This is a genomic window from Rhodococcus aetherivorans (assembly GCF_011058165.1).
GTDB classification, from domain to species: domain Bacteria; phylum Actinomycetota; class Actinomycetes; order Mycobacteriales; family Mycobacteriaceae; genus Rhodococcus; species Rhodococcus aetherivorans.
Map to the genome: position 1 here is coordinate 50,466 of NZ_JAALEG010000014.1, position 14,376 is coordinate 64,841.

Genomic DNA, 14,376 nt, shown 5'->3' on the forward strand with positions numbered 1-14,376 from the left:
CCATGGCACTGCATCCTCAGATCGCACAGGTCCTGGCGAACCTGCCGGCCCCGCCCGAGGGCCCGCTCGACCCCGCGGCCATGCGTGCAGCGGAGGAGTCGCAGGTTGCTCCCGTCGAGGAGCGCCTGCCCCTCCATGCCGTCGAGGACACGACCGCGCAGACCGCGTCGGGGGACGTGCCGGTCCGGATCTACACCCCGGTCGACGCCGACTCGTACGGACTGCTGGTGTACTTCCACGGCGGCGCGTTCTTCCTCGGAAGCCTCGACACGCACGACCACGTCGCGCGGAACCTGGCCGAGGAGACCGGGCTGAAGGTCGTCTCCGTCGGCTACCGCCGGGCACCCGAGGCGGCGTTCCCGGCCGGCCTCCAGGACTGCCTCGGGGTGGTCCGGTGGGCCGCCGAGAACGGCGAGGCCCTGAAGTGGAACGGTGAGACCCTTGCGCTGGCCGGTGACAGTTCGGGCGGCACCTTCGTCGCCGCCGTCGCCGCGATGGCCCGCGACGAGGGATTCGACCGCATCACGCATCAGGTCCTGTACTACCCGTCGCTGGACCTGGACTTCGACGTCGACCGCTACGCCTCCCTGCGGGAGAACGCCGAAGGGTACGGCGTGGAGACGGCCGGACTGAAGGGCTTCAACTCCTTCTACGTCGACAGCGGTGCCGACCCGGCCGACCCGCGGGTGTCGCCCATCAAGCGCGAGGATCTCACCGGGCTGCCCCCGGCGCTGATCGTTACCGCCGAGTTCGACCCCATGCGCGACGAGGGCGAGCTCTACGGCCGGCGTCTGACCGAGGCCGGAGTGGACGCGACGGTGCGGCGCTACGCGGGCGCCAATCACGGTTTCGTCCAGAACTTCTCGTGGATCCCGGAGTTCCACCGGGCGTTCGAGGAGACGGCGGAGTTCCTTCGGCAGGCCCGACCCGGCCGGGGGGAGTGACGTGGTGCAGGACGTGAAGATTCATCCGCTCGTCTCGCCGTGGGGTCGATTCGGTCTCTACAGCTTCTTCATCGACGCCCCGGAGCCGGCGATCGTCGACACCGGGATCGCCTCGTCGCCCGCCGAGGGCATGGCTCCTGCGCTCGAGGCTCTCGGGCGCAGGATCGAGGACGTGCGCTGGATCCTGTTGACCCACGGCCACATCGACCATATCGGTGGGGCGCGCGCCCTGTGGGAACTCACCGGCAGACGGGCCCGGGTCGTGATCCACGAGGCCGACGCGCACCTGTTGCGCTCGCGGCGGGCCCACGTCGACGAGTACCTGTCGGTGCGTGGGCAGTACCTGCACGATCCCGAGGGCGCTGCGAAGCAGACCGCCACCGCGGAGGCCGTCATCTCCGGGGAGATGGAGCCGACGATGCTGGTGCGGGGCGGCGAAAGGCTGTCCCTCGGCGGCGACGTCACCGTCTCGGTGCATTCCATCCCCGGGCACACCGCAGGATCGGTCGCGTACGTCGTCGAGGGGCAGAACTCCGTGTTCGTCGGCGACGCCGTGCAGGTCCACGGGGCGGCCAACGGCTTCCCCGGCTACGAGGATCCGGACGCGTACCGGTCGAGCCTGCAGTACCTGCGGGACGAGATCCGCCCGAATCACCTGTACCTGGGGCATCCGTACCGTCGGGCGGACGGTGTCGCGTACGGCGTCGAACTCGATCGGGACCAGGCTGCCGAGGCACTCCGGGAGAGTGTGGACATCGAGGGCGGCGTCCGCGGCGCGGCCCATCGGTGCCTGTGCGCCGGTCTGCAGGAGACGGATTCGGCGTACTCGCCGTTCGCGCCGGTGGCGGAGGAACTCGGCTACGAGGGGGATCCGACGCTCGAACCGTCCCCGTTCTTCACGTCGCTGCACGGCTACCGCACACAGTTCACCCAGAAGTCTTGACAGAGGATAGGAGTCGCAGACTCATGGCCGATTTCGAAGAATTCGACGCGGGTGGGCAGACCATCCACATCCACAAGGATCTCCGGGTCCCGATGCGGGACGGGATCGAGCTGGCGGCAGACGCCTACCAGGGTGTCGACGACAAGCCTCGACCGGCGCTGGTCGCGCTGAGCCCCTACGGCAAGGAGCTGCAGGCGCTCGCCCTCACGACGCCGCCGCAGCGTCGCCCCAGCCCGATGTGGGACGGCTGCATCGAAGCCGGGGACATCGCCCGCGTCGTCGCGGAGGGCTACGTCCACGTGATCGGCGACCTGCGCGGCTCCGGCGCCTCCGAGGGCGAACACATCGGCAACTACAACGCCGGCGGCGTGCCGCTGGGGCAGGACGCCTACGACTTCATCGAGTGGGTCGCCGAGCAGCCGTGGTGCGACGGCAACGTCGGCATGATCGGCATCTCCTATTTCGGGTCGATGCAGGTGCTCGCCGCCGCGGAGCGTCCGCCGCATCTGAAGGCGATCTTCGTCAGCGGCGGCCACTACGACTTCTACGAGACCACCTACCACGGCGGCATCATGTGGTTCATGCCGCGGGCCGCCCGCGAGGGCCGCGGCGGCGACTCCGGCTGGGCCTTCACCGACAACGTCAAGTCCCGCATGCTCGAGACGTACTCCCCGGAGGAGATCAGGGAGCGCGTCGCCGAGCGCCTCGAGGATCCGGATGTGGCCGCCTGGCCGAACCTGGTCCACGTGCTGAACTACCCGAAGCACCACGAGGCCTGGTTCGACATCGTGATGAACGAGCTGGACGGCGAGTGGTACGAGGAGCGCAACCCCATCACTCTGGCCCCGAACATCGACATCCCGGTCTATCTGCAGATCGACCAGGGTCGCGGCTGGACGATGGACGGCACGATCGAACTCTTCGACGCGCTGAAGGGTCCGAAGAAGCTGGACATCGGCCCGTACCCGCCCATGCAGTCGCGCCCCTTCATCGAGGAGCACGACAAGATGTTCCGCTGGTACGACTACTGGATCAAGGGCATCGACAACGGGATCATGGACGAGCCCGCGGTGAGCGTCTTCGTCGAGGGCTCGCGTGAGCGGGTGACCGGCAACCAGTGGCCGCCGAAGGACATCGAATACACGTCCCTCTACCTGCGCCCGCGCGGCAAGCTCTCCACCGAGCCGGAGCCGATGGGTGCGCAGTACGCCGCCCCGGACGGCTTCTATCAGGCCCCGCTGACCGTCACCGACAAGGTCGAGATCCTGAGGTGGGAGACCCCGGTGTTCGAGGAGTCGACGGAGATGATCGGCACCGGTGCCGCGCACATCTTCGCGGAAATCGACCAGCCGGACTCGAACTTCATCCTGCGCCTGTGGGACTACGCCCCGGGCGGCAAGCGCCAGCTGATCACCACCGGCTACCTGAAGGCCTCGCACCGCGAGCTGGACGAGCGCACCACCGAGGGCAACCCGTACCACCCGCACACCCGCGCTGTGCCGGTCGAGCCCGGGAAGATCGAGGAGTACGTGCTGCGCCTCTACCCGTTCGCGAACACCTTCCAGCCGGGTCACAAGCTGACCGTGGAGCTGTCCAACGGGGAGCCGCTGGCCGACGAGCACAACGCGCTGCTCCCGCCGGATGCGTTCCACCTGCCGGTGGGCCGCCCGGTCACCCACAAGATCTACCGGGACGCCGCCCACCGGTCCCGGCTCGTGCTGCCGTTCACGACGCGCAGGGAGGGGGAGAAGGAGTAGCGACAGCGGTTTCGGACGCCACGTCCTTCCGCCACGGTGCGTTACGCTCGGGCATCGTCCCGTCGGCGGAAGGGCAGTGATGCGTGCGGTGCTCGGCGTTGCGATCGATGCCGGTGAGGTCTGTGCGGTGCTCGTGGATGCCGACGTTCCGGCGCTCGGACCGTTCGACACGCAGCGGTGGGCCGCCGGCGAACGCGCGGACGCGGAGGCGGTGCGCCGGGCGCTCGCGGTGATGACCGAGCGGGCCGCGCGGGCCGGGGTGCCGTTTGCCCGCGCCGGACTGGTGGCGTCCGAGGCGGTCGTGCCGGACCCCGGGGAGACCGCGGTGCCGGTGCAGGCCGTGGGGGTCGACGAGGCCCGGCTGGCCTTCCTCGCCGCGGCCCCGGAACTCGAGGGTGTACGGGTGGTGGCACTGATCGGCCGCGACGATGCGGCCACGACCGCGTCGGTCGCCGACATCCGTTCGGGGGCGGTCCTCGCGTCGGTCGCCGTGGCGGAGGACGACTTCGGTGGGATCGCCCCGGCCTTGCCGGAGGCCGCGGACGAGGCCGTGGCGCGGGCCGGGGTGGCGCCGGAGGCGCTGGCCTTCCTGGACCTGCGACCCGGCGACGCCGCGGTCGCCCGGGAGTTGTCCGCGGTGCTCGGCGTGCCGTTCGTGACCCCGCACGGCGTGCCGTGGCACCGGGCCACCGGAGCCGCGCTCGTGGCCGCACACACCGATCGGCCGCCGGCCCCGGCACCTTCCCCGGGCCGCCGGGTGGCGGTGCTGGTGTCGGCCCTCGTCGCGCTGGCCGTGCTGCTCGGCGGCGGGCTGGCCGTCGCCATCGGTGGGGCCGGACCGTCCGAGCCGCCGCGCCCGGCCGACGCCGTCCGGTCCGTGCCCGCACCGCAGACCAGCCTCTCGCCGGAGACCGGGACGCCGTCCGCGGTTCCGTGCCCGGGGCGCGACACTCCGGCCGCGCAGGCGTCCGAGGCCCGTCCCGCGGGCTGGTCGGTGCGGGCGTCCGACCCCGACCTCGGCCCCCACCCCGACCCGACGCCGCCGACGACGACCGTCACCGCACCCCCGTGCGAATGACGTTCCCCCGGAATATCGTTCGATTCAGGCGCGGCGTGCGAGCCGGGCGCCGGCCGCACGCATGGCGTCGAGATCGGTGGCGACCATGATCTCCGCGAATCGGTCGCGGTAGTCACCGAGGTCGTCGCCGACGGATCCCACCACCGCCACCACCGGTACCGTGTGGACCCGGGCGAGGATCGCCGAGACGATCTTTCCGGCACGGGACTGTCCGTCGAGGCGGCCCTCGCCGACGACGACGAGGTCGGCGTCGGCGAGGGCCGCGTCGAAACCGACGGCGTCGAGCACGAATTCGGCTCCCGAGCGCAGGTCCGCGCCGAACTGCGCCCACATGCCGCCGGCGAAACCGCCGGCCGCGCCGGTGCCGTCGACCTCGCGCGGATCACGCGGAAGCGTCACGGCCGCGTCCTCGAGGCGCCGCGTGAGCCGCTCCACGGCTGTCTCGTCGGCGCCCTTCTGCGGGCCGAACACCACGGCGGCGTCGGCGTAGCGGGTGGTCACGTCCGTCAGCACCGTGACGGTGGCGGTGCCCAGGCCGCCGGCCTCCACGATGGCGGTGATCGCGCCGAGCCCGCCGTCGGTCGTGGCCGACCCGCCGGCCGCGACGACGATGTGCGTGGCGCCGCGCCGCAGTGCCTCGACCATCGCCAGCCCGGTGCCGTAGGTGTCCGCCGTCATCGGATCACGGAAGCCCTTGTGCGGTGTGGTGATTCCGCTGAAGGTGGCGAGTTCGACGACTGCGGTGCCGTCCTCGCCGAGTCCGAACGATCCCGAGCACGGTGCGCGCCAGGGGTTCACGGATTCCATCTCGATCAGCTCGAGGCCGAGCGGACGGGTGAGCACGTCGAGGGTGCCGTCGCCGCCGTCGGCCACCGGCATCCGGATCGCCTCGAACCCGACGGATTCCGCGCCGGCCGCCACCTCCTCGGCGACCTCCGCGGCCCGGTACGTGCCCTTGAAACTGTCCGGAGCGATCAGCACCCTCACCGGTTCACCACCCATTCGAACGCCGCGGCCTCGGATCGGGCCCCCTGCGCAGCGCGGGAGCGGTTCGGCTCGCCCAGCTCGGCGACGACGGACTCGCCGAGCCGGACCAGGTCGGCGAACACCGCCGGGGTCAGCCAGGGGGGCCGGGTGGCGAAGAGCAGGTCCTCGCTCGCGGTGTTGCCGCTCGCGCCGGGGGCGAACGGGCAGCCGCCGAGACCGCCGAGCGAACCGTCCACCACCGCGGCGCCCGCCCCGATCGCCGCGAGGCTGTTGGCGACGCCCAGACCCCAGGTGTCGTGGCCGTGGAAGACGATGCGGCGGGCGGGGGAGTCGTCGCGCACCCGGGACACCAGCGCCGCGACCTGCGCCGGCACGGCCTGGCCGAGGGTGTCCGCCAGGACGATGTCGGCGGCGCCGTCGGCGCGGGGGTCGCACGCGATCTCGAGCACCCGATCGGGGTCGACAGGCCCGTCGAACGGGCAGGTGAACGCCGTGGCCAGGCAGAGCTGGATGCTGCCGCCGGCAGCGCGGGCGTGCTCCACCGCGGCGGGCATCGCGGCGAGGCTCGCGTCGGTGTCCCGGCCGATGTTGGCACGGTTGTGTGCATCCGACACCGACAGGCAGTACTGGAAGTGCCGGGCGCCGGCGGCGGCCGCCTTCTCCACGTGCCGCGGCGTGGCCACCCAGATGTAGCAGCGGTCGAGTTCCTCGGGCGTGAGCATCCCGATCAGTTCGACGGTGCCGGCCATCGGGGGCACCAGATCGGGCCGGGCCATCGAGCCGATCTCGAGCTGCGGCACGCCGGCGGCCAGCAGGGCACGGACGATCTGTGCCCGGCGCTCGACGGGCAGCACCTTGCCGGTCAGTTGCAGCCCGTCGCGCAGGGTCACATCGCGCAGTTGCGGTGCCCCGGCCCTCACGACACCACCGCTCACGACACCACCGCTCACGACACCACCTCCAGGAGCTCGTCGATCTCGGCCTCGGTCCGGCCGAGCAGGCCGCCGAGGATCTCGCGGGTGTGTTCGCCCAGGTCCGGCCCGACGTTGCGGATCGGCAGCGACCGGCCGCCGAGCACGGGCACGATGCCCGGGAACCCGACCTGTTTCGGCTCGTCCTCGCCGACGTCGACGGCGAAGTGCTGGATCATGTTCCGGGCCCGGTACTGCTCGTCGTCGACGATGTCGGCCGCCGTGTAGATCGGCCCGCACGGCACCCCCGCGGCCTCGAGGATCCCGAGCACCTCGTCGCGCGGCCGGCGCCGCGTCCAGTCGGTGATCGCGGCGTCGAGTTCCTCCCGCCGGTCCCACCGCCCGTGGTTGGTGGTCAGGCCGGGATCGTCGGCGAGGTCGGGCCGCTCGATGGTGCGCATGTAGCGCTGGAAGATGGCGTCCGCGTTGCCGGCGATGATCACGGAGGTGCCGTCCGAGCAGGGGTAGGCGTTCGAGGGGGCGATGCCCTCCATGCGGCCGCCGACCCGTTCGCGCCGGACGCCGTAGGCGAGGTAGTCGGGAATCAGCGATTCCATCATCGACAGCATCGACTCGTTCAGGGCGACGTCGACGACCCGGTTCACCATCGGCAGCGACCCGATCAGCTGCCGCTGCAGCAGCGCCGTGACCGAGCCGAAGGCCGCGTACAGCCCGGCGATGGAGTCGCCGATCGACACCCCGACCCGCACCGGCGGCCGGTCCGGGTCCCCGACGAGTTCGCGGAACCCGCCGACGGCCTCGGCGACGGCCGCGAATCCGGGGCGATCCGCGAGGGGCCCCGTCTGGCCGAACGCGGAGATCCGGGTGATCACCAGGTCGGGCTTGATCTCCGACAGCACCTCGGGGCCCATGCCCCATTTCTCCAGGGTGCCCGGCCGGAAGTTCTCGAGCAGCACGTCGCAGTGGCGCACCAGATCGAGGATCACGGCCCGGCCCGCGTCGGTACGCAGGTCCACCACGATGGACTTCTTGTTGCGGTTCACCGTGCGGTACAGCATCGACGTGTCCCCGGCGTACAGGCGCCAGTTGCGCAGTTCGTCGCCGGTGCGGGGACGTTCGACCTTGATGACCTCGGCGCCGAAGTCGGCGAGCAGCCGGCCCGCGGTGGGTGCGGCGATGTAGTTGCCGAGTTCGAGGACGCGGATGCCCTCGAGAGGGCGCAGGATCTCCTCCGAGTTCATGGGCAACAGTGTGCCCTGTGCCGCTGCGCGGCGTGTGCCCTGTGCCGCTGCGCGGCGTGTGCCCCGCACCTCCGGCGAGCGGACACGCCGCGCCCCTCCCGCGATCGTGTGACCCAGCGCACTATTCTTCGTAGTCGGGCGGGGGGCCTCGGGAAGGTGCTTGGGTCATGGTGGTCGCGAAAGTCGTTCTGTGGTGTGCGCTGCTGGCGGGTCTGGTCGGCGCCGGGATCGCCGTCAACGCGCTGCACGTGCACGGTGCCGTCGGCTCACTGATCGTGGCGTCGGTCGCGGGCCTGGTGCTGCTGCGGCTTCGGCCCGCGGCCCAGCTCGAGGTCGAGCCGGATCGCGTCACGCCCTGACCGGCCGCACCCCTGGGCTTGCGAGGCCAGGCCGAAGCCACGAACTCCCGTGGACGGGCCAGCTTTGCGACTCTTGAGCTTGCCATTGCAGGCATAGCCCTGGACAACTGCGCGTAGCGACGGCACACTCGACGCAAAGCATGCCGTCGCAAGCACAGGGAGGAGGCGCCGTGGCCGCGCCCCGCCGTCGCGCCCGCACGGGACGCGGCGGTCTCGGTGACCACTTCGTCGACCGGCGGCACCGGCTCGGCCTCACCCAGTCCGAGCTGGCCGACCTCGCCGGGGTGTCGCGCTCGAGCGTCCAGTCGCTCGAGTCCGGCCGCGCCACCGTGCAACTCGACCTCGTCGTGGCGATCGCCGACGCGCTGGGCTGCGACCTGACCCTCACCACGCGCGGCGACCGGGCCGGGTGAGCGCGGTGGTCGAACGCCTGGTCGCCGTCGACAGCGCCGACGTGTACAAGGGCGACCGCTTGGCCGGGCACCTCACCCGGGACGGCCACGATGTCGTGTTCCGGTACGCGCAGGACTACCTCGACGATCCGGCCGCTCCCGCCCTCGCGTGGACGGTGCCGAAGACCGGGGAGGAGGTCCGCGCCGGCGGCGGCAGCGTGCCCCCGTTCTTCGCCGGCCTGCTGCCGGAGGGCATCCGGCTCCGCGGCGCCGTCGCCGCCACCAAGACCTCCGAAGACGACCATCTCACCATCCTCATGGCGGTCGGCGCGGACACCATCGGCGATGTGCGGGTGCTCCCCGCCGGCGCTCGGCCCCCGACGTCGACGCTCCTGCTCGACCCGGATGCCGTCCGGCGCGAGGACCTGCACGAGCTGTTCGACCGGATCTCCGGCCACGAGTCCGTCGTCCTCGACCCGACCTCCCTGCCGGGAGTGCAGGCGAAGGTGTCGGCCCAGATGTACTCCGCCCCCGTCGCGACGGTGCAGGGCCCCGCCATCCTCAAACTCGCACCGCCCCGCGGCTACCCCCGCCTGGTCGAGAACGAGCACTTCTTCATGGGTCTCGCGACCGCCTGCGGCCTCGCCGTCGCCGGGCATCAGCTCGTCTACGACCGCAGGGGCAACGCGGGACTGCTCGTCGCCCGCTTCGACCGATGGATCGGTCCCGGCCACACCGTCCACCGCACCGCGCAGGAGGACGCCTGCCAGGTCCTCGGTGTCTACCCGGCGGCCAAGTACCGGCTGAAGACCGAACGCGTCGTCGAGGCGCTGGCCGCCGCGTGCGAGCGCGGCGGCGGATCGGCCCGCGTCGCCACCCTCGAACTGCTGCGGCTCGTGGCCTACTCGTACGCCGTCGGCAACGGCGACCTGCACGGGAAGAACTTCTCCATCCACCTGACCGAGGCCGGGCTGTGGGCCGTCACCCCGGCGTACGACCTCCTGTGCACCCAGCCCTACCTCGGTTGGCGCGACCCGATGGCCCTCGACCTGTACGGCAAGGCCAACAAGCTCACCCGCCGCCACTTCGTCGAGTCCGGTGGCCGGCTCGGCGTGCCCGAACGCGCCGTCGTCCGGATGCTCGACGGGATCCGGCGCGGGATCGCCGGCGGCCTCGACCGCGTCGCCGAGATCGGGTTCGACGACCGGGACACGGCCCGCCTGCGGGACATGCTGGTCCGGCGCGCCGACGAACTCGGCTGATCCGGTCGTCGTACGACGGCCGGACCGCCGGCCGGTAGAGTCCCCGACGGGCGTTCCGCACGAGACCGCGGTCGCCTGTCGCGCATCGAAGAGGAGCACCGGGTCGTGTCGCTGTGGTCGACTGCACTGTCCCCCGGGATGCTCAGCGAGTACGTCTGGCTCGACCTGATGCCGTGGCTCGACCGGTACGGCTCGGCCCGCAACGCGCAACTGGCCGCCCTCGTCCCCGACGAACGCTGGTGGGAACGCCGGTCCCCGGCGGAGACCGCCGCCTCCGCCGACGTCGTGGCGATCTGTGGGGAACTGGCCCGCATCTACGTCACCGAGCACCCCGATCTCGCGTTCTCCACGGGAATCGCCGACACCGTCGACGTCCCCGTCGCGGCGCTCGGGCTCGGCACCCGCGCCGCCGCCACCGTCGCGCGGCTGCCCCGCGCGGCGACCACCGCCGGCCTGCTCGGCTACACGCCCGCCGCCCTGTTCTCCGTGCGCGGTGCGGGCCCGGAGACCGTGCACCAGATCGTGCAGGCCGTCCTCGTCCTCGCGATCCTGCGGGACCCGGCGTCGCTGCGGGTGGCGACCGACGCCCCCACGCTCCCGCCGGCGCTGTCGCTGCTGATCGACGACCTCGTCGCGCTCGCGCGGTGGCGCGGGCTGCGCGCCGACCCCGACCGGCCGTTGGTGCGGGTCGAGCTCGAGGACGGCACCCCCGAGGAGATCCAGCAGGTCGCCGCGCGCATCGCCGCCCTGACCGCGCGTGACCTGCCCGTGCCGGCGCCCCACCGCGCGCTCGACGAACTCGCCGCGTACGTCGCCGGGCTGTCCGCGTCCGAGCGCGACGCGATCCGCCGCCGCGTCCTCGGCGACGAGCCGCCCGACCCGGACGCGCCGTCGACCTTCGCGTTCGGTACCGCCGTCGGCGACCTGCTCGCGGCGCTGCGCGTGGACGTGCGCCCCGTCGCCGCCCTCGACCGGATGCTGGGGTTGCGGCCGGAGCTGGCCCAGCCCGTCCCGGGGCTCGACGTGCCGCTGTGGCGGGCTCTCGCCCGCCTCGACGACCGCTTCGAGGTGGTCGACGGGTGGGTCGCCGTGCCCGGCCTGGCCGAGGCCGAGCGCCGCACCCACGCGCTGCTCGCCGAGTTCGAATCCCCGAACGGGGTCGTCGAACCCGCGGCCGTCGCTGTCGTGTGGGACCTGCCCGCCGCGGAGTTCGCCGCGTGGCTGCGCCGGTGCGGTGTACCGATGTTCGAGGGCCGCGCTCTGACCCGGCGGTCCGCGTTCGCCGATCATGCCGCGGCGGTTCTCGAGGTGATCGGGGATCCGCTGCCGGCCGCGGAGCTCGTCGACCGCATGGGCACCCCCGCGGGTCCCGCCGCCGTGATCGACGCGATCGGCGCAGACGAACGGTTCACGCTCTCCGAGGACGGCAGGTGGTCACTCAGCGAATGGGAGACCGACGAGGCGGGCGCGGTGCGCGGCCGCATCGCCCGGATCGTCGACGCCGACGGCGGATCCGCCGACCTGGACCGCGTCGTCGACCGTCTGGTCGAGCGTTTCGGGGTGTCGCCGACCAGCGCCCGCATCTTCGCCGGCAGCGGTGACTTCGAGATCGTCGACGGCCGGGTGCGCCGGCGCCGCCGCACCCACGTGAGCATCAAGCCGCCGCACCGCACCCGCCGCCTCTACCGCCTCGGCGACGTGTGGCGGCTGCGGGTCACCGCCACGCGTGACCACCTGCGCGGTGCCGACTTCCCGGTGCCGTCCGCGGTCGCGGGGGTCATCGGCTGCGCGCCGGGCCGCGAGGTCTCCCTGTCGTCCCGGCTGGGCACCCAGGTCGTGCGCTGGACCGGCGCGTCCCCCCATCTCGGCAGCGTGCGACGGTTTCTCGAGGACCTCGGGGTGGACGAGGGCAACGAGATGTTCCTCGAGTTCCATCCCGGCGGCCGGTTCGACGTGCTGCCGCTGCGCACCGTTGCCGACAACGCCGAACCGCTGCGCAAGGCGCTCGCCCTCATCGGCCACTCGGCCCCGGAGATCGTGCCGGACGAGGGCGTCGCGCCGGCCTTCGCCGCCGCCGTCGGCCTGGGCGACGAGACCCGGCCGCGCCGGGTGCTCAGCGCCTACCGGGCCCGGCACGAGGCCGAGGTGACCGCATTGCTCGAGCAGGCATGGGTGCGCGTGCCAAGCTGAGCGCATGCCGATCCGCAGACCCGAGCATCCGCTGTTGGCGAACGACGCCGAACGCGTCGTCTGGGACGCGCTCGTCCGGCAGCTCGGCGACGGTGATCTCGTCGCCGCGGGCCTGCGCGTCACCGACCATCTCAAGGACCACGAGATCGACTTCGTCCTAGCCCTCGAGGGCCACGGCATCGCGTGCCTCGAGGTCAAGGGCGGCCAGGTGTGGCACGACGGCTTCCAGTGGGTGCAGGCCCGGCAGGGCAAGGACCGGTCGATCGATCCGGTCCGGCAGGTGATGCAGTCCTGCTACGCGCTGCGCCGCTACGTCGAGGCCGACCCCCGCTGGACGCAGGGCCGGCTGCGCTGGGACCACTTCGTCGTCCTGCCCAACACCGAGGTCCGCGCCGACTTCGCCCTGCCCGAGTGCCCCCGCTGGAAGGTGATCGACCGCAACGACCTCGGCAGCATCGCCGAACGGCTGCGCGCGGTGCTCGACAAGCAGGAACTCGACCGGCCGGCCCTCGTCGCCGACGGCGTCGACCAGTTCGCCGAGGTGCTCGCGGGCCGTGGCCTGCCGCAGCGCGACGTGGTTTCGCGTGCCGTCGCCAACGAGGACGCCGCGGACCGGCTCACCGAGCAGCAGGCCGTCATCCTCGACGCGACCCGCCTGCTGACCCGGGTCGAGGTGCGCGGCGGCGCCGGCACAGGCAAGACGTTCCTCGCCCTCGAGCAGGCCCGGCGCCTCGCCGAGCAGCACCAGCGGGTCGCGTTGATCTGCTATTCGCACGGCCTCGCGTCGTACCTGCAGCGGATCACCGCGACGTGGAACCGGAAGAAGCGGCCCGCATACGTCGGCGAGTTCCACGCCCTCGGCCGGCTGTGGGGGGCCGCCGAGGGTCCCGACGAGGCCCTGCGCACCGCCGACACCGTGCGCTTCTGGGAACACGACCTGCCCGCCCAGATGACCGAGCTGGCCCGGTCGCTGCCGGAGGGACAGCGCTTCGACGCGGTCGTCGTCGACGAGGCGCAGGACTTCGCCGACGCCTGGTGGGATCCGATCATGGCCGCCCTGCGCGACGAGGAGACCAGCGGCATCTACGTGTTCACCGACGAGGCGCAGCGGGTGTTCGACCGGGAGGGCCGGCCCCCGGTGCCGCTGGTTCCGCTGGTGCTCGACCACAACCTGCGCAACACCCGGCAGATCGCGGGGACCTTCGGCCCGCTCGTCGGGCAGCGGATGCGGCTGCTCGGCGGCGACGGCCCCGACGTGCAGTTCGTCGCGTGCCGCGGCGACGAGGCGCTCGCCGTGGCCGACGACCGGATCGACGCCCTGCTCGAGGAGGGCTGGCGGCCCGGCGACGTCGCGCTGCTCGCGACGGGCAGCCGGCACCCGGAGCAGATGGCGCGCCAGTCCGAGGGCAACTCGGCGTACTGGGACAGCTTCTGGGACACCGAACAGGTCTTCTACGGGCATGTCCTCGGCTTCAAGGGACTCGAGCGCCGGGCGGTGGTGCTCGCGGTGAACGAGACGCAGCCCCAGGAGCGCTCGCGCGAGCGCCTGTACGTGGGGTTGTCCCGGGCCCGCGACCAGCTGGTGGTGTGCGGGGACCCGGACTTCGTCCGGCAGGTCGGCGGTCCGGAGCTGGCGGCACGGCTGGGGATCGGCCGATGAGCCTGCTGCGGGACTGGACGGTGTCGGCGACGGCGGGGGAGTTCGTCGGATTCCTCGTTCCCGCCGTCGTCGGGGCCGTGCTGTTCGACAGTGCCGCGGCGTTGCCGGCGCTGATGGCGGCCGGTGTCGTCGAGGGATCGGTGCTGGGCTGGTCGCAGGCGCGGGTGCTGCGGCACCGGCTGCCGGCGATGTCGGTCCGGCGCTGGGTGCTGGGCACGGGTGTCGCCGCCGCGTGCGCCTACCTGCTGGGGATGTCGCCCTCGACCTTCTACGAGACGTGGTCCGCGTGGCCGGTGGCGATCCCGATCGCGCTCGGTGTCCTCTTCGGCGTGGCGTTGCTGGGTTCGATCGGGGTCGCGCAGTGGCTCGAGCTGCGTCGGCACCTCCCGCGCGCCGGGCGCTGGATCGTGTGGACGGCCGGTGCGTGGCTGGCCGGTCTCACGCTGTTCCTCGTGGTGTGCACGCCGCTGTGGCAGCCCGGCCAGCCGCTGTGGCTCACCGTGGCGATCGGGGCGCTCGGCGGCCTGCTGATGGCGTTCGTGACCGCCCTGGTCACCGGCTTCGGCATCCGTCACCTGCTCGGCACGGAGCATCCTGCTGCGCCCGTCGTGCGCGCGTAGCACCATGGAGC

The 14,376-nt window shown here is 72.4% G+C and carries 13 protein-coding genes; 10 read left to right on the plus strand and 3 right to left on the minus strand.

What is annotated here, in order from left to right:
- Window positions 1-2: 2 nt before the first annotated feature.
- The 4 genes from G6039_RS08590 (at window position 3) to G6039_RS08605 (ending at window position 4,722) form a co-directional block, all read left to right on the plus strand.
- Window positions 3-944, plus strand: a complete 942-nt coding sequence (locus tag G6039_RS08590) for an alpha/beta hydrolase (protein ID WP_006938621.1) — start codon at window positions 3-5, stop codon at window positions 942-944.
- A 13-nt stretch (window positions 945-957) separates the two neighbouring features.
- Window positions 958-1,887, plus strand: a complete 930-nt coding sequence (locus tag G6039_RS08595) for an MBL fold metallo-hydrolase (protein WP_231385876.1) — start codon at window positions 958-960, stop codon at window positions 1,885-1,887.
- Between the two features lie 23 nt (window positions 1,888-1,910).
- Window positions 1,911-3,644: a CocE/NonD family hydrolase gene (locus tag G6039_RS08600; RefSeq protein ID WP_029542553.1), complete on the plus strand. Its 1,734-nt coding sequence runs from the start codon at window positions 1,911-1,913 to the stop codon at window positions 3,642-3,644.
- Window positions 3,645-3,723: 79 nt separating this feature from the next.
- Window positions 3,724-4,722 (plus strand): serine/threonine-protein kinase, encoded by a 999-nt coding sequence (locus G6039_RS08605; RefSeq protein WP_164528068.1) that lies wholly within the window; start codon window positions 3,724-3,726, stop codon window positions 4,720-4,722.
- 24 nt (window positions 4,723-4,746) lie between these two features.
- Here G6039_RS08605 and G6039_RS08610 read toward each other — a convergent pair whose 3' ends face one another.
- Genes G6039_RS08610 through G6039_RS08620 form a run of 3 tightly spaced genes read right to left on the minus strand, consistent with a single transcriptional unit; the run spans window position 4,747 to window position 7,882 of the window.
- Window positions 4,747-5,724, minus strand: coding sequence for a glycerate kinase (locus G6039_RS08610; protein WP_043799277.1), 978 nt, complete (start codon window positions 5,722-5,724; stop codon window positions 4,747-4,749).
- Window positions 5,706-6,659 (minus strand): beta/alpha barrel domain-containing protein, encoded by a 954-nt coding sequence (locus tag G6039_RS08615; protein ID WP_029542558.1) that lies wholly within the window; start codon window positions 6,657-6,659, stop codon window positions 5,706-5,708. The genes G6039_RS08610 and G6039_RS08615 overlap by 19 nt, the downstream gene beginning before the upstream one ends.
- The gene (locus G6039_RS08620; RefSeq protein WP_029542560.1) at window positions 6,656-7,882 is read right to left on the minus strand and encodes a CaiB/BaiF CoA transferase family protein; all 1,227 of its coding nucleotides are present in this window, start codon (window positions 7,880-7,882) and stop codon (window positions 6,656-6,658) included. Before G6039_RS08620 ends, G6039_RS08615 begins: the two co-directional genes overlap by 4 nt.
- 167 nt (window positions 7,883-8,049) lie before the next feature.
- On the opposite strand from G6039_RS08620, the gene G6039_RS08625 reads away from it, so the two are divergent.
- The 6 genes from G6039_RS08625 (at window position 8,050) to G6039_RS08650 (ending at window position 14,365) form a co-directional block, all read left to right on the plus strand.
- Window positions 8,050-8,241 (plus strand): hypothetical protein, encoded by a 192-nt coding sequence (locus G6039_RS08625; protein WP_006941589.1) that lies wholly within the window; start codon window positions 8,050-8,052, stop codon window positions 8,239-8,241.
- Between the two features lie 170 nt (window positions 8,242-8,411).
- The gene (locus G6039_RS08630) at window positions 8,412-8,654 is read left to right on the plus strand and encodes a helix-turn-helix transcriptional regulator (RefSeq protein WP_029542563.1); all 243 of its coding nucleotides are present in this window, start codon (window positions 8,412-8,414) and stop codon (window positions 8,652-8,654) included.
- A 5-nt stretch (window positions 8,655-8,659) separates the two neighbouring features.
- On the plus strand, window positions 8,660-9,895 hold the full coding sequence (locus tag G6039_RS08635; RefSeq protein WP_029542565.1) for a type II toxin-antitoxin system HipA family toxin: 1,236 nt from the start codon (window positions 8,660-8,662) through the stop codon (window positions 9,893-9,895).
- A gap of 105 nt (window positions 9,896-10,000) precedes the next feature.
- Window positions 10,001-12,085, plus strand: coding sequence for a hypothetical protein (locus G6039_RS08640; RefSeq protein ID WP_029542567.1), 2,085 nt, complete (start codon window positions 10,001-10,003; stop codon window positions 12,083-12,085).
- Between the two features lie 4 nt (window positions 12,086-12,089).
- The gene (locus G6039_RS08645; protein ID WP_043799278.1) at window positions 12,090-13,745 is read left to right on the plus strand and encodes a nuclease-related domain-containing DEAD/DEAH box helicase; all 1,656 of its coding nucleotides are present in this window, start codon (window positions 12,090-12,092) and stop codon (window positions 13,743-13,745) included.
- Window positions 13,742-14,365, plus strand: a complete 624-nt coding sequence (locus tag G6039_RS08650) for a hypothetical protein (RefSeq protein WP_006939146.1) — start codon at window positions 13,742-13,744, stop codon at window positions 14,363-14,365. The genes G6039_RS08645 and G6039_RS08650 overlap by 4 nt, the downstream gene beginning before the upstream one ends.
- Window positions 14,366-14,376: the final 11 nt, after the last annotated feature.